This is a genomic window from Pseudomonas khorasanensis (assembly GCF_014268505.2).
Taxonomy (GTDB): domain Bacteria; phylum Pseudomonadota; class Gammaproteobacteria; order Pseudomonadales; family Pseudomonadaceae; genus Aquipseudomonas; species Aquipseudomonas khorasanensis.
The window spans coordinates 52954-77973 of the sequence record NZ_JABWQP020000010.1; the positions used below are offsets into that span (position 1 = coordinate 52954).

Below are 25020 nucleotides of genomic sequence, written 5' to 3' on the forward strand. Positions count from 1 at the left end.
CCTCCGCACACGTCGGTCTAATCGCCAGGCGCCCTTATCCCACAAAGCACGGCTTTTGCCCAAAACGCCCGAATTTCCGCTTTTATGCCAAATTATGAACTGGCAATAATTATGGCGTGCCCCTAAAAAATGTAATTGCATGAGCAGAGTTTCTCAGCGCACTGAACCGGCGGAGTCAATGGCAACCCGGCAGTCCAGCCCAAGAGTGCTGATGCCTCGACACTTTGTTCCTCCGCCGCAGAGAGCAGCATCTGCGTTACGCGCGCGGCCTCACCGGCCTTCATCTGACGTACAGACTCCAGTAAGTCCTGCTGGAATTGCTCCATTTCATCGAACATCGCTGATCTTCTCGTTTTATTGCTTTGAAAAGGCTAAGGACAAATCATGACCGACAAAACGCATGGCGCGAAACTCTGAGAAATTTGTTGTAACGAGAAGCCAGGCAAAGCCACTACTGGCCACGATTATGCATCGGCCCTCCCTCAAGCTACCGTTCAGTTCGTCGCTGCCAATCCAGCGACCGGGCCTGAGAACCCGCGTAAGATACAGGCGCAACAGCGCCTCAACCCACGATTGCCGGCGTTTTTTTTGCGCCCGCATTCACGTGCAATGGCGGCTGTGCGTGGGAGACCTTCGGGTCTGCCGGGTTCCTGTATCTCCGGTTTCTCAGCCTGCGCATAGCTGCCACCTTTTCGCCTGAGAACGAATGGCAGCTCTCATTTGATACAGGGAGTTCACAAATGAAAGCCATTGATCCGTCAGCAACACCGGTCACTTTACACCGCCCATCTCGAACGGCAGGTGAATCGAAATGACCAACTCTCAAGATCTGAAAACCCTCGGCCTCACCCACTTTCCTTTCAATCCAACCAAGCGATGTTCCGCACCAACCGTGGTGTACCGGTAATCGCCGCCCTTTCCCACGCCTCGCACTTGCTTCACATTTCACGACTGCTCACCGCGGACACTTCAGTCTCTCGCGACCCTGACCTTCACGCTTATGCCTCGCAGTATTTGCAGGAATTGAGCAAAGCGCTGATCGATGATGTAGTGAAAGTGATGGATGCGTCGCAGGACAAGCCGTTGATGTAAACGCCGGTTTCAGGCCCTCGCCGATGCAAGGGCTTTTTGCGTTTCAGACCTGACTCACCTCAAACACAAACGAAATCTTCTGCTGACTCCCATTCCACACATACCGCAAATGCTTGCCCTGCTTGGGGATCGATACGGCCGGTGGGCGAAACGCGGCCACGCATTCCTGGCCGGGTAAACGGACGCTGTTGTACAGCAACCCCCACGATTTGGCGTCGTGCAATTGTCGGGCGAACGCTTGCGACGGGCCGTAGGCGTCGGGATCCGGGTTGTGCAGGTGCGGGTAATCGTGGCGGAGGTCGTGCAGCGGCTTGACGACCTTGTTGACGTAAGTGCGCATGGTCAATTCGAGGTCTGCTTCCTGAGTCGCGGCCAGGAAGCGCTCCTGATGGAAACAGGTTTCGGCGATGGCGGCAGCCTGGCTGCTGGCGGCGTAGTACACGCCGAAGGTGCCGTCGCAGAAGCGGCTGCGTTTGCCGATGTGGGTGAACGCGGCCATGACGGGCGTCGAGCCGGGGCCGGAGAGTCGGTCTTCGGGGCGCACCCGGGCGAGGACGCCGGCCTGTTCGATCAGTCGATCGTTGGTCAGTGCTTCGATGGCGTAGGCGGTTTCGAGATCTTCCGGATCCAGGACGTCTTCGAACAGGGCGATCGGCGGGAAGCTGCTGTTGACGATTCGGTAGGCCCGCGGCCACTGCACCTCGACCAGCGCAGGCGTTTTCAACCGCGCACACCGTCGAGGTAGCGGCGCACGTCGGCGATGTCCACCACTCGCCCGGCCAGCATGTAATCCAGCGCCGTCCGGCCGTTAAATGGCGCGGCGGTGTTCGGGCTGCTGACCCAGGTGTAAGCGCGCTCGCTGCTGTTGCTGAAGATAATGCTCAACGCCTTGTGTATGCCCATCAGGTAGGAGATGCGCTCAAGGGTGTCGTGAGGCAGGCGCACGTTGGGTGGCAGGTGTTTGTATTTGTAGAACGTGGTGTTGCCGACGCCACCGAGCAAGGTGCGTTGCTGCTCGGTGCTGCAGCCCCAGCGCTCCATGAGGTTGAAAAAGAACTTCAGTGCGACGCGGCCGGCTTCGGGAGCGTCGAGTTGCTCGCGGGGCGAAAGCGCTGAAGATGGGGTAGACATGGCACCCTCCACTGATCGGTAACGTGACTACAGGTTAGTACACATATGGATATATGTCTGGAAATTATTCGCTTGTGGACGAACTGGCCGTGTGCGCCCAAATGCTGATAACGCTCCGAATTGTCAGAGTCCGTGAGTAGTTTTTGACCCTGATCACCCCGACGTCATCAAAAAACCCGATCCTGTGTCAGCCTCCAGCCATCGGCGGGGACATCGATTCGCTACTAAACCCGCGACAACTATGCTCAGGTACAGGAATATAGCCGGCATATGGCGCCGGTTCGGTCGTCTCGTAAACAACAATACCCAGCCCACTTCAGAGGGCATTACCCATGGATAGCAGAACCTTACGCAACCTCATGCGCATCGTGCAGACCGGCTCGTTGTCGGCCGCAGCCGAGCATTCGTGCCTGACCGTGCAGGCGTTGGCCGCACAGTTGAACAAGGTCGAAGAGCAGTTCGGTTTCCGCTTGTTTCGACGTTCCAACAAGGGGCTGACGCTCACGCCGCAAGGCACAGAGCTCACGCCCTACATCGATAAAGTGCTGATCGCCACGCGACAGATGGAAGAAAAAGTCGAGGCGCTGAAGGTCCCGGGTCAACGCACGTTGAAGGTTGCGTTGAACAATACGCTGTCGCCCGACTTCAACCGGCGAATGATCGGACGGCTGATTGAGGTATTTCCCGACTATCAGATGGAGTTCAGCTACGCCGAGTCGATGGAAAATCTCAGCAAGCTGAAGAACGAGGATTTCGACCTCGCGGTGCTGATCGGCCCGCAGCGGCCGGGCCTGCCGAGCATTGTCCTGCCGGACGTGCAGGTGCAGGTGGTCGGTGCGCATTGTGGCCAGGAGAACGATCCGCTGACGTTGCTGGGCAACAAGTTCCAGGTGCGTCCTGCCGAAGACTGTCCGTATTCCCACAGCTTTTTGCGCTTTCTCGACGCCGGACTGGGCAACCACGAGAACGGACAGCGCATGGTGTATTCCTGCAGCGAGACGTTGACGCTGTCGCTGATTACACAGATGGACGCTGTCGGCATGGTCTCGCGCGAGGCCGCGCAGAAGAACGGCCTGACGATTTTCCCCGGTTTCGAGGATTTCCTTGAAGTGCGCCTTGCGGTAAACAATCCGGAGTTGTCGCACCAGGCACTGAACGATGTTGTCGACCTGCCGCTACATGAACGAGCCGAGCGCAATGTACGCAGCCGTTCCCACCGCCACACTGAGAAAGAGGTTTTTGCTGAAATACGCACATAACAGCGTCGGAATCGCTGCATAGAATTCCGGGCGATCGAGCTGTATCTGCCGATCCTTGATCAACAAGGGGGTCAGGCTGATCGCAGCAACGATCGCCACTGGCAGATATTCCAGTGCCCTCGCCACGAATGGCGGCCAGTGCTCGGTGTTGATTTGCAGTGGCAGGGCGCGTGGCAGAAAGGTCACGGCCATCATCAGCACCACCACCAGAATCAGGAACGTTTGGTCAGGCATACACCGACTCCGCAGCCCACAAACGTGGCGATAAACACATTGAATGGCGAACTGCCTATGAGGCTCAGCGCGCCCATGCAGGCCACGGCAGCAGCAGCGGCGATGAGTTTGTTACGTGTATTGCACAAAGAGACCAGCACGTAGAGCATCATCGCCGTCAGTGCGTAGTCGAGCTGATATTTGATCAGGTGCGCCGCGTACTGTGCGCAGACCGCCCCCAGCAAACCACCGAGCACCCACGAGGTGTGGCAGAACAGGTTGAAGCCGATCAGATAGCGCACGTTGACCGGTGCGCCGGTTCCGAGTTTAACGCTGTGGAAGGCAAAGGATTCATCGGTTAAACCACCGGCATAGCACCAGCGCTCCATACGACTCAAACCCAGTGCACGCAAGGCCTTGGCCATGTAAACGGACATCAACATGTGCCGGGCGTTGATCAGAAACGTGGTCAACACGATGGTGGTCAGCGATGCACCACTGGAGATCAGCGCCAGCGCGGCGAATTGCGATGCCCCGGCGTAAACGAACAAACACATCGCAACGGGCAGCCACATCGGCAGCCCGGCATTGACCGCCATCAGTCCGAATACGAACGACACGGTGAAATACCCGGCCACCACCGGACTGGCTTCGGCAAAGGTGCGCGACGGCTGATGGTCGGCCATCAACGGTGCGCTGCCGGACCTTTCATTCATAGATCCCTCTCAAAAGTCCGTTCTCCATGCGGCTCGCAAAAACCTTGGGCAGCCCAGAATCGCTTGCCCGCGAGGTTAGCATCGTCGACGAATAGAAACATCCGCAACACCCCGACCCGCTTCATATCGGACGAGGCGGCTTCAACCAGACGTTGACCGACGCCCTGGCTGCGATAACCCGGGCTGACCGCCAGATGATTGATCGTGCCACGGCTGCCGAGCATGCCGCCGAGCACCGCACCGACGATCTCGCCGGTGACATCGAAAGCCAGATAAGCCGTGGTGGTTTTCTGAATCAACACGCCCCGCAGGCATTTGGCGTCCTGCCATTCGCAGAACGACACCTCGTCGAACTGGCGGAAGAAGCGCTCCATGCGTTGCGCATCCTTGGCCGTGGCCCGGCGCAGCACCACGGGCGTCGAGCACTCGACGCCGTCGATTGGGGTGATCTGATTAGCGAACAATGTCGAAAGCGGTCCCGGGCCGCGAGAAAGAGATCGCCAGAATCTGCCGGTACGCCATGGCATGGGTATGAGTGTTGCGCGCCGGGGTCACGTAGTGGCGCATGTCGCGGTCGAGGAAGTACGTGGTGTCGAGAATTTCCTGGTACGTGGTCGACGCCAGTTGATGCTCGTGAATGTCGTACAAACGACTCTCGGCACCCTCGACATTGTTGCGGCCCCAGAAGTGCACGCCGCTGAACGGATAGCCGTCGCAGTGAATCCCCTCGGGGGTGATCTCCAGTTGTTTGCCGGGTTTGATTTCGATACGGATCTGGTGAATCTGGCACTGCCAGATTTCGTCATGGAGCTCTTCCGGCAACACGCTTTTGTACACTTCAAAGTCGGTGTCGATCAGGCTGCGCATCACCGGCGAAGTGATCACCTCATCGGAAAAGTCCTGGAAATGCCGCACGAGGCCGCCGACATAGGCATTGTTTTCTTTGGATTGAACGTAGGCGCGATGTTCGAGCTGCTTCAATTCACGGGTCTTCGGGTTGTATTCGAAGTCGCTGTAACGACGGTAACGCATGCCGGCTTCGGCCTGACCGTAGTAACTGTCGGGCTCCATGTTTTCCCAACTTTTGGTCAGTCTGACGAAGTCGGCGAAATGACCGTAGAGATTGAAGTCACCACCCTGCACGTTGACAAACTTGTCGCGCCGTAGCGATTCGCCCACTTCTCTGTTTAAAACGATCATTACCCATTCTCCGCTGCGTTGAGCGCCCTAATCTATTAGGTGGAGAATTTGCGTCCATGAGAAAGAATTTCAGGCATTTGAAGCGCTGTTTGAAACGGCGCTTGAAGCGAATGAAACACAACTTTTAAATGACAAAAACACGGGTTTTTACCGGTTTTCGCGATAAAGCAGGCGAAAAAAAACCCCGAAACAATCGGGGTTTTCTCACATCTGTTACAGCCAATCGCGCATCAGAAGACGTTGATCGGGTAATCCACGAATACGCGTAGCTCGTTGCCGCTGACGTTGTACTCGCTGGACTTCTGCGACACGCGCAGGATCGAGCTGCGCAGTCTCACGCTCAGGTCTTTGGCCGGGCCACTCTGCACGACGTACTTGAACTGGTTGAAGATCTCGCGCTCGGTCCCGCCCTCGCTGGTGGACGTGGTGATGTTGTCGCCACGCACGTAAGCGAAGTTGTAGCTCAGGCCCGGCACGCCGAATGTGCTGAAGTCCAGGCCGTAGCCCAGTTGCCAGCTGCGTTCGTCTTCGGCGTTGAAGTCAGACCAGTAGGAGTTGGCCAGGTAGATGGTGTTGCCGCCATCGCCCACTCGACCCTGATCTTTCTGGTAGCCGCCGTAGGCATAACCCAGATTGCTGTCGCCGGTGGAACGCTGGTGTGCAAGGGTGAACGAGTGCGCGCCAGTGGCGAAAGTGGCGGCCAAGCTCCAGATCTTGTTGTCGTCACCGGTTACACCGTTTTCGCGGACATAGGAATTGTCCAGCTTGGTGCGGTAACCGTTGAAGTCCAGGGTCAGCGACTGATCCTTGTTAAACGGGATCACGTAGTTGGCGTTCACGTACTGTTTCTTCAAGACGTCTTCGACGTCGGAGGCGTAGAGCGCGCCTTTGAAGTGTTCGGTGAACTGGTAGCTACCACCAATCACGTTGATCGCTTTCAGACCACCGCTGTCACGACCTTCATCGCTTTTGCGCGATTCGGCGGTGAAGCGACCGGCGTTCAATTCCAGACCTTTGATTTCACGGGAAGTGATCAAAGTACCGGTATAACTTTCCGGCAGCAGACGCACATTGTCGTAGCTCAGCACCGGCAGGGCCGGCATCTGGTCGCCGTAGGTCAGCACGGTGTTGGAGAAACGGAATTTGACCGCTGCGCCGCCCTTGGCGATGTCGTGGTTTGCGCGACCGTCATTTTCCTGCTTGAAGAAGTCGATGCCTTGCGCGCCGGTACGACCCTTGCCGCCATCCAGACGCAGCGCGTACAGACCAAAGGCGTCAACACCGACACCTACGGTGCCTTGGGTGAAACCGGACGAGAACGTACCGATGGCCGCCTGGCCCCATTCGGCCTTGTCCGCGCGTCCGTCTTTGTAGTCACGATTGATGTAGGCGTTGCGCAACAGCACTTTCAGGCTGCTGTCTTCAACGAAACCCTTGGACTCGGCCTGGTCGTTAGCCATGGCCTGTGTAGCACTCAACATCCCCAGTGCGATCAGACTGATCCGCTTGTTCAACATTTTGTTTTCCTTATCACGGGTTGAAACGCGCTGTGTCGAACGGCTGAAACGGCGCTTTTGCACTCTTCTATTCACCCCGAAACAAAAAGACCCGCCGTTGATCACATCATGGCGGGCCTGCTCCTTATCTTGAGTCATGGCGGTTGGCCACAGGCGTTGAGCCGAATCGTAGCCGGGCCCTGAACAGTGTGTCAATTTCAAGAATCGTCTTTAAATAGGCGAAAAACGTCTAAGAATCGTAATTTTTTTGCTGGGCTGTTGCAGAAAAAACCGATTAAACAGGAGTTTGGACTGTGGAAGCGAGCCTGCTCGCGAAATCGGTGGGTCACTCAATGAAGTCATTGGCAGGGCTGACGTCTTCGCGAGCAGGCTCGCTCCCACCTTGGAATACCTGTAGATAAAATTCAGGCAAAAAAAAGCGCCGCCATCCCGGCAGCGCTTTGACCCATCCCTGTTGTTCTTATCCTTCCATCACATCCCACAAGGCTTCCAGCTCGGCCTCGCTGAACAGGTCAGCGGGGTAACGTTCGATCATCATCCGGCGCGGATCAGGTTCCCTGATCTGACGCGATCCATTGGACTTCAACCAGTGCGCGACAAGCTGGAGCGATTCGCCGTTGACGGCCATGGGATGCACAGTCCGCTCGCTGACTACGTTCACTTCGGCGTTCATTTCAGCGCTCTCTCCCCGTTCATGAGCGGCTACGTTATCCAAGGTTTGTGACAGAACTGTTGAAGTTCTCCTCCCTCCCTAGTGCGCTCTGACCAATACAAGAGCTATGCCAAGCTGTCCGGACGGTCGACAAACGGAGACAAAAAAGCCCGCAGTCCAATCGGGCTGCGGGCCTGTGTTCACGCATAGCGAGCTAATCTTTACCCGGCTATTTTTCTAATCAGCTCAGGCTGTTACGTCTTCACTCACTCTTTGTGCGGCGCCGGTTGCTGTTGGGTAAGGCAGTGAATATTGCCGCCACCCAGTAACAGTTCGCGGCCCGGCACCATCACCACTTCATGCTGCGGGAACAGCTTCTGCAGGATTTCCTGTGCCTGCGCATCCATCGGATCGTCGAAGCTCGGCGCGATGATGCCGCCATTGACGATCAGGAAGTTCACGTAGGAACCGGCCAGGCGCACGGAAGGATTGCGCTCTTGCGAACCGTCCACCGGATCGACACCCGCGCACTCTTCTTCGGTCGCGAACAGCGGTCCCGGGATCGGCATTTTATGCACTATGAACGGGCGGCCTTTGGCGTCGGTGCTGTTTTGCAGCACGTTCATTGCAGCTTGGCAGCGTGGGTAATTCGGATCCTGCGGATCGTCGGTCCACGCCAGCAATACTTCGCCGGGACGCACGTAGCAGCAGAAGTTATCCACATGGCCGTCGGTTTCGTCGTTGAACAGGCCATCCGGCAGCCAGATGATCTTATCCACAGACAGGTTGGCGCTGAGCACCGCTTCGATTTCTTCGCGGCCCAGGTGCGGGTTGCGATTGCGGTTGAGCAGGCATTCTTCGGTGGTGATCAGCGTGCCTTCGCCATCGACATGGATCGAACCGCCCTCCAGCACAAAACCTTCGGTGCGGTAGCGTGGGCTGCGCTCGATCTCGAGGATCTTGCCGCCGACCTGCGAGTCGCGATTCCACGGCGCGTACAAGCCGCCATCGAAACCGCCCCAGGCGTTGAAGTCCCAATTCACACCGCGCACTTCACCGCTGTTGTTGATGACGAAGGTCGGGCCGCTGTCACGCACCCAGGCGTCATCGCTGGACATTTCGACCACGCGGATATTCGGCACGTCGAGACGCGCGCGAGCGTTTTCGTATTGGCCGGCAGAAACCGCGACGGTTACCGGTTCGAAACGCGCAATGGCTTTGGCCACTGCCGCGTGAGCGGCTTGCGCCGGTTTGCCGCCCAGACGCCAGTTGTCCGGGCGCTCGGGCCAGATCATCCAGGTCTGGGTTTGCGGCGCCCACTCGGCCGGCATGTAGAAGCCGTCATCGCGTGGGGTGCTTTTCAAAGTTGTCATCGGGATCAGGACTCCAGGGAACCGTCGAGGGTTTTCAACGCGCCGTACAGATTCGGTCGGCGGTCACGGAATGAACCCCACGCACTGCGAATATGTTCGAGTTCGTCGAGGTTGAAAGTGTGCACAAGAATACCTTCTTCGGTTTTATTCAGCTCCTGCACTTTTTCACCGAACTGGTTCGCAATGAACGATGAGCCGTAGAACGTGATGTCGTAGCCGTCCTGTTCTTCGTTGCCGATACGGTTGCTGGCGATCAGCGGCATCAGGTTGGCGCCGGCATGGCCCTGCTGCACGCGCTGCCAGTGATCCCGGGACGAAATGCTCTTGTCGTGCGGCTCGCTGCCGATGGCGGTCGGGTAGAACAGGATTTCCGCCCCTTGCAATGCCATCGCCCGCGCGGCCTCCGGGAACCACTGATCCCAGCAGATGCCCACGCCGATTTTTGCGTAGCGGGTGTTCCACACCTTGAAGCCGGTGTCGCCCGGGTTGAAGTAATACTTCTCGTGATAACCGGGGCCGTCCGGGATGTGGCTTTTACGATAAATCCCGAGGTTGCTGCCGTCGGCATCGATGATCGCAATGCTGTTGAAGCGTGCGCGGCCGGCAAGCTCGTAGAAGCTGATCGGCAGCACCACTTGCAGCTCTTTGGCGATTTTCTGGAAATGCTTGATGGCGACGTTTTCTTCGACCGTCGTGGCCAGTTGCAGATAGTCGGGGTTGGGCTTCTGGCAGAAATACGGCGCTTCGAACAGCTCCTGAATCAGGATGATCTGCGCGCCCTGGGCAGCCGCTTCGCGCACCAACCGTTCGGCGGTTTCGAGGTTGGCTTCCAGATCCCAGGAACAGGCCATCTGCGTGGCGGCGACGGTAACGATACGGCTCATGAATCATCTCCGGGCAAGTGCTTCGACGGCCGAGGATCGACCGAAAGGAAAAACGCGCGCACCGGACATGAGATCGCCACGCCGGAGCAATAGCGACTTTATAACCGATAAATATCGGCTTTAGAAGCGGTATCTAAGACCTATTTCTAAAAATCAACGAATATCACCGATATAAATCTGCATTCTGTAGGAGCTGCGGCACCCTGCGATCTTTTGATCTGGACTTTCAAAAGCAAGATCACAAGATCGCAGCGTGCCGCAGCTCCACAGGGGGATGGCGTTTACAGGCCCTCGGACAGCACCCGATCCAGCATGTCGACGAAGAAATCCACACTCTGGCGCGACGTCACCATTGGCGGTTTGATCTTCAGGATGTTCAGGTCATCGCCCGTCGGCTGCATGAAAATCCCCCGTTCTCGCAGGCGATCACAGAGCAACGCAGTCTCTGCGGTCGCCGGTTCCAGCGTCTGGCGATTGCGGATCAACTCCAGCCCCAGATAAAACCCCGAGCCGTGCACCGCGCCGACCAGCGGATGTTTATCGATCAAGGCTTCGAGTCGCGCCTTGAAGTGGCCGCCGACGATCTGTGCGTTCTCCCACAGCTTTTCCTCTTCCATGACATCCAGCACGGCCATGCCGATCTGGCAACTGACCGGACTGCCGCCCGCCGACGAGAAGAAATAGCCCTCGGCTTCCAACGCCTCGGCGATATCCCGACGGGTGATCACCGCACCAAGCGGCTGACCGTTGCCCATACCTTTGGCCATGGTGATGATGTCCGGCACCACACCCTGCTCTTCGAAGCCCCAAAAGAAATGGCCCATGCGCCCGTAACCCACCTGAACCTCATCGGCGATGCACACCCCGCCCTGCGCTCTGACCTGCGCATACACCTGCTGCAAATAGCCCGGCGGCAGCGAAATACCACCCGCATTGCCGTACACCGGCTCGCAGATGAACCCAGCCAGTTGGCGTTTCTGCTCGGCGAGTTTTTGCAGATGATGTTCAACGCTGCGGACATAATCCGGCGTCGAATCGGGGCCCCGAAACTCGCCGCGATAGGTATTCGGCGCAGTGACCGGATGCACCCAGTCCGGGCGGCTTTCGAGGGCTTTGGGGTTGTCGGCGATCGACGTCGAGACGGCGTCCGCGCCGATCGTCCAGCCGTGATAAGCCTCAAGCACGCTGATCATGTCGCGACCGCCGCTGTAGGCCCAGGCCAGGCGAATCGCCAGATCGTTGGCTTCGCTGCCGCTGTTGACCAGAAACACCCGGTCCATTCCCGCTGGCGCCAGCTTCAACAAGCGCTCGGAGAATTCGGCGACCGCCGCATAGTTGAAGCGTGAGTTGGTGTTGAGCAGCGACCACTGCCGGGCAGCGACCGCCGCCATGCGCGGGTGACCGTGGCCGAGCACCGCGACGTTATTGAGCATGTCGAGGTAGGAGCGGCCCTGCATGTCGATCAAGTGATTGCGCCAGCCGCGCTCGATGCGCGGCGGGTCGACGTAATAGTGTTTTTGCGTGCGGGCAAAACTGGCATCCCGACGTTCGAGCAGGGTTTTCGCATCCAGCTCCGGCTCGGCGTCACAGGCGAGCCCCAACAACGCTGCTGGCGATGGGCACACCGCCTGCCAGGCCGGCGCGCGGGACGGGGTGCAAAACAGCGGCACATCCAAACGCGCGCGGCATAGCTGAACCCGCAACGGGCCGCTGACCGAACCCAGCGCCTGACCTTTGGCCAGTGTCACGCCGCTGGTGATCGAAGACGTCACGCCCCACAGGCGAACGCTCAGTTGTGCGCCATCCAGTTGCAGCACGCCCTCTTTCGCCTGATGCAACACGCCGGCAAATGGCGCAGCCACCGCCGTACCCTGCGGCACATGCAATTCGACATGCAACGGGAAAGTCTCCGGCTCGTCGGCGCAGTCCGTCCGGGTGCGCGACAAACGGTACTGACCATAACGACTCGCCGCCAGGCCATGGACGGCCGCCGCTTCGCCGAGCAAGCGTTGATCGATGCCTTCCTGCTCCCAGTTCCCGGCCTCGAAATGCGGGCTCAGGACGCCCAGATCGATCAAGGCAAAGGCCTGCCCGACCAGACCCGGCAACAACGGCGCAAATTCTTCGCTGCCTGAAGCCGGCAAGGTTTGCCCGACCGCCGTAAGGATCGCCGCTTCCATCAATGCCAGCGGCACCGACGTTGCCACATGGAAAATTTCCCATTCATGGCTGAGGTTGTCGCGGCTGTAAGCGTTGCCCGGATCGATACTTACCTGTTGCTCGCCACTGAGCACCAGCACCGCCGCGCGGGCCACGATCAACGGCCACAGCGCTTGCAGCTCTTCGTATTGCAGCGGATTGACTGCGTGATAGGCCTGAATTGCCGGCAGGATGACAAACGGATCGCCACCCGCGTGATGCAGCAACGCTGCGCAAGTCACCGACAGATCGGTGATGCGCCAGGTGCGCACCAGATCGCCGAAATCGATCACGCCCTGCAATTGCCAGTGACGCCGGTCGTCGCGCTGCCAGACGACGTTGTCATCGGTGATGTCCATGTGAATCGCCTGCACCGGCAGCTTGTCCAGCAACGGCTGCAAACGACGCTCGGCCTGCGCGGCGGCATCGGCGATCGACGTGCGCTGTCGCTCGTCCTTGATCACCGGCAACAAATGGCTGATCAGGGCGCCGGCGTGTCGCGCATCCCACTGCAACGTCCGCTCGAGCCCTGGATGATCGAACCCGGCCAGCGCCAGATCCATTTCGCCGCAGAGCCGGCCAAACCCGGCCACCACTTCGTGACCCAGATAGTCGAGATGCGTGAGCGGCTGCCCTTCGATGTAATCGAGCAAACGCACATGCACCGCTTCGCCATCCGCTGACAGCGACAGCAAGTCCTGGCCATTGGCGGCCGCGATCACTCGTGGCACCTGCACGCCCGAATGCTCGGCAAGGTACTTGAGGCCCGCGTGCTGGGCCTGCAATTCCGCCACGGCGTAATCGCCACGGCAGATTTTCAGTACAAACCGGCCGCGCTCAGTGTCGACGCGAAAGTTCAGGTCTTGCTGACTGCCGAGCGGCTGTAACGTGCCACTAAGCCCGTAGTGCTCGGCCAGCCACTGCAAAGCCTGCGCTTGGGAAACCTGCGGGCTGGGCAAACTGGCGCGGTGAATTAACGTGGCGAGCGGCATGAAACGACCCCTGAAATTTTATTAGGCGCCTATATCGCCATTGCCGCGGAGGATGCGCAACCCCCGCCAAGGTTATTCAGACGCTCGCATCCATCGACGCTTTGCGCAAGAATGTCGCCCATTCACACCTGCCTATGGAAATCCTCATGAATGTAATCACCACCGACCTGCCCGGTGTTCTGATCATCGAACCGAAGGTGTTTGGTGACGAGCGCGGTTTCTTCTACGAGAGTTTCAACGCCAAGGCCTTTCGGGACGCAACCGGCCTGGACACGCAATTCGTCCAGGACAACCATTCGCGCTCGCAAAAAGGCGTGCTGCGTGGCCTGCATTACCAGCTCGAAAACACGCAGGGCAAACTGGTTCGCGTCACAGTCGGTGAAGTGCTCGACGTAGCCGTGGACATCCGCCGCAGCTCGCCGCACTTCGGCAAATCGGTGGCGGTGCGCCTGTCGGCTGAAAATCATCGTCAACTGTGGGTCCCGGAAGGTTTTGCCCATGGTTTCGTGGTGCTGAGCGAGTTCGCTGAATTCCTCTACAAGACCACCAACTACTACGACCCAACGTCCGAACGCAGCATTCGCTGGGACGACCCGTCTCTGGGCATCGACTGGCAACTGGACGAAGCGCCGAAGCTGTCGGCCAAGGATCAGGCAGCCGCGCTGCTCAAGGACGCTGACGTCTTCGCCTGAGGCTAGGCATAATGCGCCTGTCACCCCAGGCGCATCCGGCTCATGAAACCACCTCTCCCCCGCAGACCCCGCTGGCGCAGCCTTGCCCTGCTGGCCCTGTGTCTGGCGCCGCTGCTGTGGCCGCTGGAACATCTAGCCGAGCGCTACTACCGCAGCGAACTGGCCGGGCAGAACCGCCAGACGCTCGATCTCTATGTCGCCAACCTGCTCGGCACCCTGCATCGCTATGAAGTGTTGCCGCAGATCCTCGGCGACTTGCCGGCCCTGCGCGCAGTGCTTGGCGCGCCAGACGATGGTGTCACCCAGGGCAACGCCAACCGGCTGCTGAAAAACATCTCGGCGCAGACCGGCGCCGAAGTCATGTACCTGATGGACGTCTCCGGGAAAACCCTCGCGGCGTCGAACTGGGACAAACGCGACAGCTTCGTCGGCCGCAACTTCGCCTTCCGCCCGTATTTCAGCGAAGCCATGGCCGGGCGCCTCGGGCGCTTTTTCGGTCTTGGCACCACCTCGGCGAAACGCGGTTACTTCTTCGCCGCCGCCGTGCGCAACGGGGAAAAAATCATCGGCGTGCTGGTGATCAAAGTCGACCTCGACCACACCGAAAGCCTGTGGGGCAAAACGCCGGAACAACTGCTGGTGACCGACCACAACGGCGTTGTCATCCTCACCTCCCGCGCGGAATGGCGCTTTCGGGCGACGCGCGATTTGAGCGAGGCCGAGCGCTCGGCCATCACCGCGATCCAGCCCTACCCGACCCGCGAACCGCGTCCGCTGCACCTCAGCCCCGACGCCTGGCTGACGCAAACCCACGACATCGCCGAAACCGGCTGGAGCGTCAGCATCCTCGCGCCGCGCACGCTGATTGACCGGCCGGTGCGCACGGTGGTCGCCATCGGCGGCGCCACGCTGTTGGTGGTCATGTTGCTGGTGGGGCTGATGATGCAGCGGCGACGCCATTATCTGGAACGCATCGCTTTTGAAGGCAAGGCGCGGCGAGAGCTCGAAGGTCGGGTCGCCGAACGCACCAGCGATCTTGAAGGCCTCAACCGTCGTTTGAAGCAGGAAGTGCTTGAGCGCGAGCACGCGCAACAGGAACTGGTGCGCGCTCAGGACGACCTGGTTCAGGCCGGCAAACTGTCGGCGCTGGGCACCATGTCGGCGAGTATCAGCCACGAGCTTAACCAGCCGTTGGCGGCGATTCGCAGCTATGCCGAAAACGCCGAAGTGCTGCTCGACCATCAGCGCACCGAGGACGCCCGCGGCAACCTCAAGTTGATCAGCGAACTGACCGGGCGCATGGCCTCGATCATCGCGCACCTCCGCGCCTTCGCCCGCCGTGATCGCCACGCCCCGGAAAGCGTCGCCCTGCAACCGGCGCTGGACGATGCGCTGGCGTTGCTGGCCAAGCGTCGGCGCAGCATGGAAGTCGAACTGATCCGCGATCTGCCAGCCGCAACGTTGTGGGTCGAGGCCGGAGAAACCCGCCTGCGCCAAGTGCTCGGCAATCTGCTGGCCAACGCCCTTGACGCCCTGACCGAAAAGGGCCCGCCGCGCAAACTGTGGCTGAGTGCCGAAGCCACCGCCGAGGGCGTCAATCTGTACATTCGCGATAACGGCCCGGGGTTCTGCATGGAAGCCCTCGGTCGCGCCAGCGAGCCCTTTTACACCACCAAGACCCGCACGCAGGGCCTGGGACTGGGGCTGGCCATCTGCGAAACCCTGATGCGCGCCTTCGGTGGCGAACTGTCGTTCGCCAACCACAAGCAAGGCGGCGCCTTGATCACCCTGCGGCTGCGCGCCGGCGCGCCCGGGGTCAGCCTGCAACCGTCCGAGGATCGAAGTGCATGACCATCGACAATCGCATCCAGGTCGTATTGATCGACGATGATCCACACCTGCGTCAGGCCCTCGGCCAGACGCTGGACCTCGCCGGGCTGAAAATTCTGCCGCTGTCTGAAGCCCAGGGTCTGGCCGGGCAACTGGAGCGCGACTGGCCCGGTGTGGTGGTCAGTGACATTCGCATGCCGGGCATGGACGGGCTGGAACTGCTGAGCCAATTGCACGCTCAGGATCCGGAACTGCCGGTGCTGCTGATCACTGGCCACGGCGATGTGCCGCTGGCAGTCCAGGCGATGCGCGCCGGCGCTTATGACTTCCTCGAAAAACCCTTTGCCAGTGACGCCCTGCTCGACAGCGTGCGCCGCGCCCTGTCCTTGCGCCGTCTGGTGCTGGACAACCGCAGCCTGCGTCTGGCCTTGAGCGATCGCAACGAACTGAGCGCGCGTCTGGTCGGTCATTCGGCGCCGATGCTGCGCCTGCGCGAGCAGATCGGCGCGTTGGCGGCGACGAAGGCCGACGTGCTGATCCTTGGTGAAACCGGTGCCGGCAAGGAGGTTGTCGCCCGCGCCCTGCACGACTTGTCGAGCCGGCGCAACGGCCCGTTCGTGGCGATCAACGCGGGGGCGCTGGCAGAATCGGTGGTCGAAAGCGAGTTGTTCGGCCATGAGCCAGGCGCCTTTACCGGTGCGCAAAAACGCCGCATCGGCAAGTTCGAATTCGCCAACGGCGGCACGCTGTTTCTCGACGAAATCGAGAGCATGAGCATGGATGTGCAGGTGAAACTGCTGCGCATGCTGCAGGAACGCGTTGTGGAACGCCTGGGCGGCAATCAGTTGATCCCGCTGGACATCCGCGTCATCGCCGCGACGAAGGAAGACCTGCGCCAGGCCGCTGATCAGGGCCGCTTCCGCGCCGACTTGTATTACCGCCTCAACGTCGCTCCCTTGCGTATCCCGCCACTGCGCGAACGCGGTGAAGATGCGCTGCTGCTGTTCCAGCATTACGCCGACGAAGCCAGCGCCCGCCACGGCTTGCCGCCCCACGAACTGCAACCGGCACAACGCGCCCTGCTGCTGCGCCACACCTGGCCGGGCAACGTGCGTGAACTGCAAAATGCCGCCGAGCGTTTCGCCCTGGGTCTGGAACTGGCGCTGGACAACGAAGCCGAAGGCAGCGGCGGCGTGGCTGTCGAGATCGTCAGCGGTGGACTCAGCGAGCAGGTGGAACACTTCGAGAAATCGTTGATCAGTGCCGAACTGGCACGCTCGCACAGTTCGGTGCGCAGCCTCGCCGAGGCCTTGGGCATCCCGCGCAAGACCTTGCACGACAAGCTGCGTAAACACGGCCTGAATTTCGGCGACAGCAGCCATGGGGAAGAGAACGAATGAGCCGCGAACGGGATGATCTGCAAGCGGTTCTTCATCACGACATTCCGCTGACGGCCCAGATGGGGCTCAAGGTGCTCGAATGGCGGCAGCAGCAACTGAGCCTGCACTTGCCGCTCGCGCCCAACGTCAATCACAAGAGCACCATGTTCGGCGGCAGCCTCTACTGCGGCGCGGTACTGGCGGGTTGGGGCTGGTTGCACTTGCGCTTGAAAGAGGAAGGGATTGCAGACGGCCACATCGTCATTCAGGAAGGACAGATCAGTTACCCGCTGCCGGTGACGGGCGATGCCGTGGCGATTTGTCCGGCGCCGGACACGGCGGTGTGGAAGCGGTTTCTGGCGATGTATCGGCGCTATGGGAGGGCGCGGTTGACGCTGAATACGCGGATCGTCAATCAGGGAGGCGATGACGTCGCCGTGACGTTCAGCGGGCAGTACGTTTTGCACCGCTGATTTTCAGAGCTTCGCGCGTCAGGCGTGGCGAGGGAGCTTGCTCCCGCTGGGCTGCGAAGCGGCCCCAGGAAAGTTGAATAGCATGCTGGGGCTGCGCTTCGCATCATTTGCGGAGTCCTTCGGCCTCCAGCGGGAGCAAGCTCCCTCGCCACAACCGTTTATCAGCAGCTCAAGACCGAGCCAGCTCCAGCAATGTCGACCGCCACGCTGCCTTCGCCGGCAACGCCAGAAAGAATTCATTCAACAGCGATTCACGCGCCGGATAACAGAACGCCTCGCCGTTCAGATCCAGCACCTCGCCGCCCGCGCCTTCCAGCACGCCCTGCGCCGCCGCGGTGTCCCATTGCGAAGTCGGCGCCAGTCGCGGATAGCAATCCGCCGCGCCTTCAGCCAACAGACAAAACTTCAGCGAACTGCCGATGTTGGCCAACTGCAGCTCACCGAGACTCGCGCTCAGCCCCGCCAGCAAACGCTCCTGTTCAGGGCTGGAATGCCGACGGCTGGCGACCACGGTGAACGCCTCGCCCGGTCCGGGCACATCACGCACCTGGATCGACTCGGGTGTGCCGCCCTTGTCGCAGCGCCATGCGCCCAGCCCGGCGCCGCCGACGTAGAAGCGACCGTTGGTGGGCATCGACACCACACCGAATACCACGCGCCCGTTCTCGATCAACGCAATGTTGACGGTAAATTCTTCGCTGCCGCTGATGAACTCCTTGGTGCCGTCCAGCGGATCCACCAGCCACCAGCGCTGCCAGCCGGCGCGCACGCTTTGCGGGATATCGGCGTCCTCTTCGGACAGCACCGGAATGCTCGGATCCAGCGCCGTCAGCCCGGCCACGATAACGTGGTGCGCAGCCAAATCTGCCGCAGTCACCGGGGAATCATCGGACTTGGCTGTCACTTCGACGCCCACGCGCCAAAACGGCAGAATCGCCTCGCCGGCCAGCAATGCCAGTTCGACCACGGGCGCCATCAACGGATGGGGGAAATTCATCAAACGCTCACTCATAATTGAAAACACCGCGCTGGCTCAGCAGGTCGCGGACCAGATACAGCGCCGCCAGTGCGCGCCCTTCGGAGAATTGCGGATTGACCGCCAGCGCTGACAGTTCGCGCAAGTTGACCTTGTCGACCCGCATTGGCTCCGGTTCATCACCTTCCAGACGCTCTTCGTAGAGATCGGTGGCGAGTACCACTTGAATCTTTTGGCTCATGTATCCGGGCGACAGAGACAGCTCGGTCAGGTGTTCCAGCTGGTGCGCGCCGTAACCGGCCTCTTCCTTGAGCTCACGCTCGGCCGCGGCCAACACGTCTTCGCCCGGCTCGATCAGGCCTTTGGGCAGAGACAGTTCGTATTCGTCGGTGCCGCCGCAATATTCTTCGATCAACACCGCATGCTCGGCGTCGAGCATTGCGACGATCATGACCGCGCCGTAGCCCGCGCCTTTGCCGACCAGACGCTCGTAAGTGCGCTCCACGCCGTTGGAGAAACGCAACTTGAGTTCTTCGACGCGAAACAGACGACTGGTGGCGACAATCTCGCGGGCGAGTACGGTAGGTTTCTGGCGCATGCAAAGCTCCTTGGCGTGAACGCGCTACTATAACGCGGCTTTCCCGATTGTTTGCGTCGGATATCTTTTCATCGCTCGAGACGTTGCCATGCCTTCTTTACCGTGGTCCGACATCGATACCGTCCTGCTCGACATGGACGGCACGCTGCTGGATCTGCATTTCGACAACCACTTCTGGCTGGAACACCTGCCCCAACGCTACGCCGAGCTGCACGGCATCAGCCGGGCCATGGCCGAGCTGGAATTACAGCCCTTGTTCGAGCGCCACGCCGGCCAGTTGCAGTGGTATTGCCTGGATTTCTGGAGTGCAGAACTGAAGCTGTCGGTGCGTGAACTGAAACAGGAAACCGCGCACCTGATTGCCCTGCGCCCGGATGCCGACACGTTCCTCAACGCGATCAAACGCGGCGGCAAGCGAGTGATCATGATCACCAATGCGCACCGCGATTCTTTGTCGTTGAAACTGGAGCGGATTGAACTGGCGCCGTATTTCGAACGGCTGATCAGTTCGCACGATTACGGTTTTCCCAAGGAGAACCCGCAATTCTGGGATGCGCTGCGAGCTGATATCGGTTTCGACCCGGCGCGCAGCCTGTTCATCGACGACACCTTGCCGATTCTGCGCAGTGCGCGGGATTTTGGCGTGGCGCATCTGCTGGCGGTCAAAGAACCGGACAGCCGAAAAGGGCCGAAGGACACAGCGGAATTTACCGCAGTTGGGGATTACCGCGATTTGATCGCAAATCTGTAAAAGCCCCATTGTGATTGTGGCGAGGGAGCTTGCTCCCGCTGGAGGCCGAAGGACTCCCGGAAACAAAACTTTTGGGACTGCTTCGCAGCCCAGCGGGAGCAAGCTCCCTCGCCACGGGGCTGCGAACTATTTCGGAATACGCAGCTTTTGGCCTGGATAAATCTTGTTCACATCCTTGAGCATTGGTTTGTTGGCGTCGAAGATCTTCTGGTATTGGTTGGCATTGCCATAGACGCGCAACGAGATCGCGCTGAGCGTGTCACCTGCTTTGACCTCGACAAACTCAGCCGCTACCACAACCGGCCCGGTCACAGCGATCTGATCATCTACTTCACTGACGCCGGCCACGTTGCCCAGCGCCAACAGGATCTTCTCTTTCTCTTCCTGGCTGGACGCTTCACCTGTAGCAATGACCTTCTCGCCCTCAACCTTGACCTGAATCTTCGATGTGTCGATTCCGGTCAATGCTTCCTGCACGTGCTTGGTCAGTGCTGCGCTGTTGGCCTCGGCCTTGTCCGGCGTCAGCGCGTCGAGGATTTTTTCACCCGCATCTTTCAAAAAGCTGAACAGACTCATTGCATTCACTCCATGTAATAAAGGGTCAGTCGTGAAAGCCTAGACCACCAAAGCCAAACCCGGTTCCAGTCCGACCAATGACGCTGCCGCGTCGCAGGCGTTAGAATCGCGGCACCCCGCCACCCCTTTCGGAGCGAAGATGGACATCAAGCAACTGAAATTCCTCATCGCCCTCGACGAAACCCGTCATTTCGGCCAGGCCGCCGCCCGTTGCCATATCACTCAGCCGACTCTGTCGATGCGCCTGCGCAGTCTTGAGGAAGAACTCGACCTGCCGCTGGTCAATCGCGGCCAGCGCTTCGAAGGCTTCACCGCGCCCGGCGAGCGCGTGCTGGCGTGGGCGCGCACGGTGCTGGCGGCTTACGACGGTTTGCAGGCCGAGGCGGCGGCGTGTCGCGGCAACCTGATCGGTACGCTGCGCCTGGGCGTGGTGCCGCTGTCGAGTTTCGACCCGTTGCCGTTGATGCAACGTTTACACGCTGCGCACCCGGAACTGCGCTTCGAATTGTCGTCGCTGAGTTCAGAACACGTGCTCGAACATCTGGCGAACAACCGCATCGACATTGGCGTGTCGTATCTGGAGCGCCTGGACAGTGAGCGTTTCGATTCCCTCGCCTTCGATGAAACACGCATGGGCCTGCTTTACGATCAGCGCTCGTTCAGCTTCGGCGAGGCGCCTCTGAGCTGGGAATCGCTGATCGAACTGCCGCTGTGCATGCTGACCAGCGGAATGCATTTCCGTCAGTCCATCGACCACAACTTTCACAGCCGAGGCCTGACCCCTCAGCCGTTGCTGCAAACCGATGCCGTTCACCAGTTATTGCAAGCGGTACACGGCGGTTTCTGCTGCGCGATCATGCCGCTCGACGGCGGTGCGGAAACCCTGGCCGATCACCTGCGTCTGCAACCGATCGAAAACGCCCGCACGCTGGCACCGCTGGGCCTGATCATGCGCCGGGGCGCACCGCGTTCGGCCTTGGCGGAAGCCTGTTTCGCGTTGTATCAAAAATCGCCAAAAGAGGCTTGATCGACGGCATCTATCGGTAGATCGGTAATAGCGATTAGACGCGACAACTTGCCGCGCCTAGTCTTAACCCTGATCAAACCGTCGGTGATGCCATGAACGCCAAGCGCCCAGCCTGCGCGGCGCCAGCAATCGAAACGCCCGCGCCCGCCGCCAGCCAGACCTACAGCTACAGCGATCTACCCTTCGAGGCATCGGCCAGCACCGCGCTGGCCGAAGAAGTCGCGCTGGCTATTGCCTACAACGGCATCAGCCAGGCGGTGATGCTGGTCACGCCGACTGACCTTGAAGACTTCATCGTCGGCTTCAGCCTCGGCAGCGGCATCATCGAAGACGCCAGCGATATCTACGACCTGAAACTGAACGGCGCGGGCTCGGCGCAATACGCGCAAGTGACCATTGCCAACCGTGCGTTCTGGAACCTCAAACAGCAGCGCCGCCAGTTGGCCGGCACCAGCGGGTGCGGTCTTTGCGGCGTCGAAGCCGTTGAACAGGCGTTGCCCAATCTCAAGGTACTGCCTGGCGCCGCGTTGCCACCGATCGAGTGGCTCGATGGCTTGCGCCAGCGCATCGGTGCCTTTCAGCCGTTGGGCCAGCACTGCGGCGCGGTGCATGCGGCCGTGTTCATGAACGCCAGTGGCGAGTTGCTGTTGGGCCGCGAAGACATCGGCCGGCACAACGCGCTCGACAAGCTGATCGGCGGTCTGATTCGCCAGAAGATATCCACAGAAGGCGGGCTGGCGATCGTCACCAGCCGTTGCAGCCTCGAACTGATCCAGAAAGTTTTGCGTGCCGGCATTCAGACCCTGGTCAGCCTGTCGGCACCCACCGGCCTTGCCGTGCAATGGGCCCGGCGCCACAACCTCAATCTCATCCACCTGCCGCAGAAAAGTGCGCCGCGGGTGTACAGCCCCGCGATGGAGAATCAAGCGTGAGCCAACATCATCAAGCCGACCAGAAACCTGTCCCGCGCTACAAACCTTACAAAGGTGCCGCCGGCGGCTGGGGCGCCCTGATCAGTGTGGCCCAGGCGTGGTTGACCAGCGACAACGCCCTGAAAAACCTGCGCATGATGCTCAAGACCAACCAGAACGGCGGCTTCGACTGCCCGGGCTGCGCGTGGGGCGATTCGCCGGAGAGCGGCATGGTCAAGTTCTGTGAGAACGGTGCCAAAGCGGTGAACTGGGAAGCCACCAAGCGCCGTGTGGACGCCAAATTCTTCGCCAAACACAGCGTGACTTCGCTGCTTGAGCAAAGCGATTACTGGCTTGAATACCAGGGCCGCCTGACCGAACCGATGGTCTACGACGCCGAGTCCGATCGCTACAAACCGATCAGTTGGGAAGACGCCTTCGCCCTGATCGGCAAGCACCTGCGCAATCTGCCGAGCCCGGATCACGCCGAGTTTTACACCTCGGGGCGCGCCAGCAACGAAGCGGCGTATCTGTATCAGCTATTCGTGCGCGCTTATGGCACCAACAATTTCCCTGACTGCTCGAACATGTGCCACGAGGCCAGCGGTGTGGCATTGGCGCAGAGCGTCGGTGTCGGCAAAGGCACTGTGACCTTCGACGATTTCGAACACGCCGACGCGATTTTCGTCTGGGGCCAGAACCCCGGCACGAACCATCCGCGCATGCTCGAACCCCTGCGCGAAGCAGTGAAGCGCGGTGCTCAGGTGGTCTGCATCAATCCGCTGAAAGAGCGGGGGCTGGAGCGCTTCCAGCATCCACAGCATCCGATCGAAATGCTCACCAACGGCGACAAGCCGACCAATACGGCCTATTTCCGCCCGGCACTCGGCGGCGACATGGCGGTGCTGCGCGGCATGGCCAAGTTCCTCCTGCAATGGGAACGCGATGCGCAGAAGGCTGGCGAGCCGGCGGTCTTCGATCACGATTTCCTCAATGCCCACAGCGTCAATGTACTGGAATATCTCGCCGTCGTTGACGACACCACGTGGGAGCAAATCGTCGAGCAGTCGGGTCTTACGCTGGTAGAGATCGAGCAAGCCGCGCGCATGTATGCCAAAGGCAAGAACGTCATCATGTGCTGGGCGATGGGCATCACCCAGCATCGTCATTCCGTGCCGACCATTCAGGAAATCGCCAACCTGATGCTGTTGCGCGGCAACATTGGCAAGCCGGGCGCCGGTCTGTGCCCGGTGCGCGGTCACAGTAACGTGCAGGGCGACCGCACCATGGGGATCAATGAGCGTCCGCCGGTGGCGTTCCTCGATTCGCTGGAGCGTCGCTTCCAGTTCAAGGTGCCGCGTCACAACGGCCATAACGTGGTCGAGGCGATCCACGCGATGGCTGAAGGCCGAGCCAAAGTCTTCATCGGTCTGGGCGGCAACTTTGCCCAGGCAACGCCGGACAGCACGCGTACGTTCGAAGCGCTGAGCAGCTGTGACCTGACCGTACAGATCAGCACCAAACTCAACCGCAGCCACTTGGCGCACGGCAAGGACGCACTGATCCTGCCGTGCCTGGGCCGTACCGACATCGACATCCAGACCGAAGGCCCGCAAGCGGTGACGGTGGAAGACTCGTTCAGCATGGTCCATGCGTCCAACGGTCAGTTGCAGCCGCTGTCCAACCAGATGCGCTCGGAGCCGTCGATCGTCGCTGGCATTGCCGCCGCAACACTGGGCAGCCAACCGGTGGACTGGAACTGGCTGGTGGCCGATTACGGGCGCATCCGTGAACTGATTGCCGACACCATCCCGAACTTCAAGGACTTCAACGAGAAGATCAAGAACCCGGGCGGTTTCTATCTCGGCAACTCGGCGGGTGCACGCAAGTGGAATACGCCGTCGGGCCGCGCCAATTTCCGTGCGAATCAGTTACCCAAAGACTTGATCCACGAACGTACTCGCGCCACCGGGCAAGTGCCGGATCTGATCCTTCAATCGATGCGTTCACACGATCAGTACAACACGACGATCTATGGTCTGGACGACCGCTATCGCGGCGTGAAGGGCCAGCGTGACGTGCTGTTTGTGAATGAGGCGGACATCATTCGCCTGGGCTTCCGCCCGGGGCAGAAAGCCGACATCGTGTCGCTCTGGGACGATGGCCGCGAGCGTCGCGTCAAGGGCTTCACATTGCTGGCGTTCGATATTCCTGCGGGGCAGGCGGCGGCTTATTATCCGGAGGTAAATCCGCTGGTGCCGCTGGAGAGCACCGGGGATGGCAGCCATACACCAACGTCGAAGTTCATTGCGATCCGGCTGGAAGCGGCAAGTGATACCGGCCTGATCATGGCTAAAACCGCTTAACCAAAGATCAAAAGATCGCAGTCTTCGGCAGCTCCCACACCGTCTCCTGCAGGAGCCGCCGAAGGCTGCGATCTTTTCGCTTCTGCTTTTCGAGCGCCCACAAAAAAGGCCGTTTTTGCATAAAAACGGCCTGTCCGAAGTAGCTAAAGACCGGCGAAAATCGGTTAAGTTCCGGTGAAAAAACAGTAACTTGGAATATTGTATACAAGTCGT

23 protein-coding genes and 2 pseudogenes are annotated in these 25020 nt (G+C 60.0%); 10 read left to right on the plus strand and 15 right to left on the minus strand.

The genetic code is table 11. The features are described 5' to 3' along the window. Positions 1 to 227 precede the first annotated feature (227 nt). Positions 228 to 338: pseudogene (locus tag HU727_RS19230) on the minus strand (helix-turn-helix domain-containing protein); the annotation flags it as partial. A 473-nt stretch (positions 339 to 811) separates the two neighbouring features. Here HU727_RS19230 and HU727_RS19235 point away from each other — a divergent pair. After that, positions 812 to 1092: pseudogene (locus HU727_RS19235) on the plus strand (DUF3077 domain-containing protein). A gap of 43 nt (positions 1093 to 1135) precedes the next feature. On the opposite strand, the gene HU727_RS19240 reads toward HU727_RS19235, so the two are convergent. Next, positions 1136 to 1816, minus strand: a complete 681-nt coding sequence (locus HU727_RS19240; protein ID WP_225919867.1) for an RES family NAD+ phosphorylase — start codon at positions 1814 to 1816, stop codon at positions 1136 to 1138. Then, positions 1813 to 2223: an MbcA/ParS/Xre antitoxin family protein gene (locus tag HU727_RS19245; RefSeq protein ID WP_186533799.1), complete on the minus strand. Its 411-nt coding sequence runs from the start codon at positions 2221 to 2223 to the stop codon at positions 1813 to 1815. Before HU727_RS19245 ends, HU727_RS19240 begins: the two co-directional genes overlap by 4 nt. Before the next feature lie 332 nt (positions 2224 to 2555). Here HU727_RS19245 and HU727_RS19250 point away from each other — a divergent pair, with 332 nt between their 5' ends. Then, the gene (locus HU727_RS19250; protein ID WP_186533800.1) at positions 2556 to 3482 is read left to right on the plus strand and encodes a LysR family transcriptional regulator; all 927 of its coding nucleotides are present in this window, start codon (positions 2556 to 2558) and stop codon (positions 3480 to 3482) included. Here the strand turns inward: HU727_RS19250 and HU727_RS19255 are convergent. The 9 genes from HU727_RS19255 to HU727_RS19295 all read right to left on the minus strand — a co-directional run bounded on the left by HU727_RS19255 (position 3399) and on the right by HU727_RS19295 (position 13228). After that, a complete protein-coding gene (locus tag HU727_RS19255) occupies positions 3399 to 3716 on the minus strand; it encodes an AzlD domain-containing protein (RefSeq protein WP_024011198.1) in 318 nt (105 codons plus the stop codon). The two genes, HU727_RS19250 and HU727_RS19255, sit on opposite strands and share 84 nt — an antisense overlap. Then, positions 3695 to 4411, minus strand: a complete 717-nt coding sequence (locus HU727_RS19260) for an AzlC family ABC transporter permease (protein ID WP_186533801.1) — start codon at positions 4409 to 4411, stop codon at positions 3695 to 3697. Before HU727_RS19260 ends, HU727_RS19255 begins: the two co-directional genes overlap by 22 nt. Continuing rightward, on the minus strand, positions 4408 to 4785 hold the full coding sequence (locus tag HU727_RS19265; protein WP_186533851.1) for a GNAT family N-acetyltransferase: 378 nt from the start codon (positions 4783 to 4785) through the stop codon (positions 4408 to 4410). The genes HU727_RS19260 and HU727_RS19265 overlap by 4 nt, the downstream gene beginning before the upstream one ends. Before the next feature lie 79 nt (positions 4786 to 4864). Continuing rightward, positions 4865 to 5611: a 2OG-Fe dioxygenase family protein gene (locus HU727_RS19270; protein ID WP_186533802.1), complete on the minus strand. Its 747-nt coding sequence runs from the start codon at positions 5609 to 5611 to the stop codon at positions 4865 to 4867. 230 nt (positions 5612 to 5841) lie between these two features. Continuing rightward, positions 5842 to 7128 carry an OprD family porin gene (locus HU727_RS19275; protein ID WP_186533803.1) on the minus strand — a complete coding sequence of 429 codons (1287 nt, stop codon included), beginning with the start codon at positions 7126 to 7128 and terminating at the stop codon, positions 5842 to 5844. Between the two features lie 460 nt (positions 7129 to 7588). Further along, entirely contained in the window at positions 7589 to 7801 is a 213-nt protein-coding gene (locus HU727_RS19280) for a hypothetical protein (RefSeq protein ID WP_186533804.1), read from the minus strand. A 245-nt stretch (positions 7802 to 8046) separates the two neighbouring features. Then, on the minus strand, positions 8047 to 9153 hold the full coding sequence (gene aguA / locus HU727_RS19285) for an agmatine deiminase (protein ID WP_186533805.1): 1107 nt from the start codon (positions 9151 to 9153) through the stop codon (positions 8047 to 8049). Positions 9154 to 9158: 5 nt separating this feature from the next. Further along, positions 9159 to 10037: an N-carbamoylputrescine amidase gene (aguB, locus tag HU727_RS19290; protein WP_186533806.1), complete on the minus strand. Its 879-nt coding sequence runs from the start codon at positions 10035 to 10037 to the stop codon at positions 9159 to 9161. A 281-nt stretch (positions 10038 to 10318) separates the two neighbouring features. Further along, the gene (locus HU727_RS19295; RefSeq protein WP_186533807.1) at positions 10319 to 13228 is read right to left on the minus strand and encodes an aminotransferase; all 2910 of its coding nucleotides are present in this window, start codon (positions 13226 to 13228) and stop codon (positions 10319 to 10321) included. Positions 13229 to 13374: 146 nt separating this feature from the next. Between HU727_RS19295 and rfbC the strand changes: the two genes are divergently transcribed. The 4 genes from rfbC to HU727_RS19315 are packed head-to-tail and all read left to right on the plus strand — an operon-like array spanning position 13375 to position 17602. Beyond that, positions 13375 to 13920, plus strand: a complete 546-nt coding sequence (gene rfbC / locus HU727_RS19300; RefSeq protein WP_186533808.1) for a dTDP-4-dehydrorhamnose 3,5-epimerase — start codon at positions 13375 to 13377, stop codon at positions 13918 to 13920. 42 nt (positions 13921 to 13962) lie between these two features. Next, complete coding sequence (locus tag HU727_RS19305; RefSeq protein WP_186533809.1) at positions 13963 to 15771, plus strand: sensor histidine kinase; 1809 nt, start codon at positions 13963 to 13965, stop codon at positions 15769 to 15771. After that, complete coding sequence (locus HU727_RS19310; RefSeq protein WP_186533810.1) at positions 15768 to 17150, plus strand: sigma-54-dependent transcriptional regulator; 1383 nt, start codon at positions 15768 to 15770, stop codon at positions 17148 to 17150. The genes HU727_RS19305 and HU727_RS19310 overlap by 4 nt, the downstream gene beginning before the upstream one ends. Next, on the plus strand, positions 17147 to 17602 hold the full coding sequence (locus HU727_RS19315) for a YiiD C-terminal domain-containing protein (RefSeq protein WP_186533811.1): 456 nt from the start codon (positions 17147 to 17149) through the stop codon (positions 17600 to 17602). Before HU727_RS19310 ends, HU727_RS19315 begins: the two co-directional genes overlap by 4 nt. A 169-nt stretch (positions 17603 to 17771) precedes the next feature. Here the strand turns inward: HU727_RS19315 and cysQ are convergent, their stop codons facing one another. Continuing rightward, positions 17772 to 18599, minus strand: a complete 828-nt coding sequence (gene cysQ / locus HU727_RS19320; protein ID WP_186533812.1) for a 3'(2'),5'-bisphosphate nucleotidase CysQ — start codon at positions 18597 to 18599, stop codon at positions 17772 to 17774. A 7-nt stretch (positions 18600 to 18606) separates the two neighbouring features. After that, positions 18607 to 19176: an ADP compounds hydrolase NudE gene (gene nudE / locus HU727_RS19325; RefSeq protein ID WP_186533813.1), complete on the minus strand. Its 570-nt coding sequence runs from the start codon at positions 19174 to 19176 to the stop codon at positions 18607 to 18609. 88 nt (positions 19177 to 19264) lie between these two features. Here nudE and yrfG point away from each other — a divergent pair, with 88 nt between their 5' ends. Then, a complete protein-coding gene (yrfG, locus tag HU727_RS19330) occupies positions 19265 to 19927 on the plus strand; it encodes a GMP/IMP nucleotidase (RefSeq protein ID WP_186533814.1) in 663 nt (220 codons plus the stop codon). A gap of 126 nt (positions 19928 to 20053) precedes the next feature. On the opposite strand, the gene lysM is transcribed toward yrfG, so the two are convergent. After that, complete coding sequence (gene lysM / locus HU727_RS19335; RefSeq protein WP_186533815.1) at positions 20054 to 20503, minus strand: peptidoglycan-binding protein LysM; 450 nt, start codon at positions 20501 to 20503, stop codon at positions 20054 to 20056. Between the two features lie 139 nt (positions 20504 to 20642). Here lysM and HU727_RS19340 point away from each other — a divergent pair, with 139 nt between their 5' ends. From HU727_RS19340 to HU727_RS19350, 3 genes are all read left to right on the plus strand, one after another. Then, positions 20643 to 21530, plus strand: coding sequence for a LysR family transcriptional regulator (locus HU727_RS19340; protein ID WP_186533816.1), 888 nt, complete (start codon positions 20643 to 20645; stop codon positions 21528 to 21530). 92 nt (positions 21531 to 21622) lie between these two features. Further along, positions 21623 to 22462 (plus strand): formate dehydrogenase accessory sulfurtransferase FdhD, encoded by an 840-nt coding sequence (gene fdhD, locus HU727_RS19345; protein ID WP_186533817.1) that lies wholly within the window; start codon positions 21623 to 21625, stop codon positions 22460 to 22462. Next, positions 22459 to 24807 carry an FdhF/YdeP family oxidoreductase gene (locus HU727_RS19350; protein WP_186533818.1) on the plus strand — a complete coding sequence of 783 codons (2349 nt, stop codon included), beginning with the start codon at positions 22459 to 22461 and terminating at the stop codon, positions 24805 to 24807. The genes fdhD and HU727_RS19350 overlap by 4 nt, the downstream gene beginning before the upstream one ends. The last annotated feature ends 213 nt before the right edge of the window (positions 24808 to 25020 follow it).

Bases quoted from the DNA above. Each gene is read 5' to 3' on its own strand.
- HU727_RS19245 (WP_186533799.1), bottom strand. From the start codon at position 2,223: ATGTCTACCCCATCTTCAGCGCTTTCGCCCCGCGAGCAACTCGACGCT.
- HU727_RS19250 (WP_186533800.1), top strand. From the start codon at position 2,556: ATGGATAGCAGAACCTTACGCAACCTCATGCGCATCGTGCAGACCGGC.
- HU727_RS19255 (WP_024011198.1), bottom strand. From the start codon at position 3,716: ATGCCTGACCAAACGTTCCTGATTCTGGTGGTGGTGCTGATGATGGCC.
- HU727_RS19260 (WP_186533801.1), bottom strand. From the start codon at position 4,411: ATGAATGAAAGGTCCGGCAGCGCACCGTTGATGGCCGACCATCAGCCG.
- HU727_RS19265 (WP_186533851.1), bottom strand. From the start codon at position 4,785: ATGGAGCGCTTCTTCCGCCAGTTCGACGAGGTGTCGTTCTGCGAATGG.
- HU727_RS19270 (WP_186533802.1), bottom strand. From the start codon at position 5,611: ATGATCGTTTTAAACAGAGAAGTGGGCGAATCGCTACGGCGCGACAAG.
- HU727_RS19275 (WP_186533803.1), bottom strand. From the start codon at position 7,128: ATGTTGAACAAGCGGATCAGTCTGATCGCACTGGGGATGTTGAGTGCT.
- HU727_RS19280 (WP_186533804.1), bottom strand. From the start codon at position 7,801: ATGAACGCCGAAGTGAACGTAGTCAGCGAGCGGACTGTGCATCCCATG.
- aguA (WP_186533805.1), bottom strand. From the start codon at position 9,153: ATGACAACTTTGAAAAGCACCCCACGCGATGACGGCTTCTACATGCCG.
- aguB (WP_186533806.1), bottom strand. From the start codon at position 10,037: ATGAGCCGTATCGTTACCGTCGCCGCCACGCAGATGGCCTGTTCCTGG.
- HU727_RS19295 (WP_186533807.1), bottom strand. From the start codon at position 13,228: ATGCCGCTCGCCACGTTAATTCACCGCGCCAGTTTGCCCAGCCCGCAG.
- rfbC (WP_186533808.1), top strand. From the start codon at position 13,375: ATGAATGTAATCACCACCGACCTGCCCGGTGTTCTGATCATCGAACCG.
- HU727_RS19305 (WP_186533809.1), top strand. From the start codon at position 13,963: ATGAAACCACCTCTCCCCCGCAGACCCCGCTGGCGCAGCCTTGCCCTG.
- HU727_RS19310 (WP_186533810.1), top strand. From the start codon at position 15,768: ATGACCATCGACAATCGCATCCAGGTCGTATTGATCGACGATGATCCA.
- HU727_RS19315 (WP_186533811.1), top strand. From the start codon at position 17,147: ATGAGCCGCGAACGGGATGATCTGCAAGCGGTTCTTCATCACGACATT.
- cysQ (WP_186533812.1), bottom strand. From the start codon at position 18,599: ATGAATTTCCCCCATCCGTTGATGGCGCCCGTGGTCGAACTGGCATTG.
- nudE (WP_186533813.1), bottom strand. From the start codon at position 19,176: ATGCGCCAGAAACCTACCGTACTCGCCCGCGAGATTGTCGCCACCAGT.
- yrfG (WP_186533814.1), top strand. From the start codon at position 19,265: ATGCCTTCTTTACCGTGGTCCGACATCGATACCGTCCTGCTCGACATG.
- lysM (WP_186533815.1), bottom strand. From the start codon at position 20,503: ATGAGTCTGTTCAGCTTTTTGAAAGATGCGGGTGAAAAAATCCTCGAC.
- HU727_RS19340 (WP_186533816.1), top strand. From the start codon at position 20,643: ATGGACATCAAGCAACTGAAATTCCTCATCGCCCTCGACGAAACCCGT.
- fdhD (WP_186533817.1), top strand. From the start codon at position 21,623: ATGAACGCCAAGCGCCCAGCCTGCGCGGCGCCAGCAATCGAAACGCCC.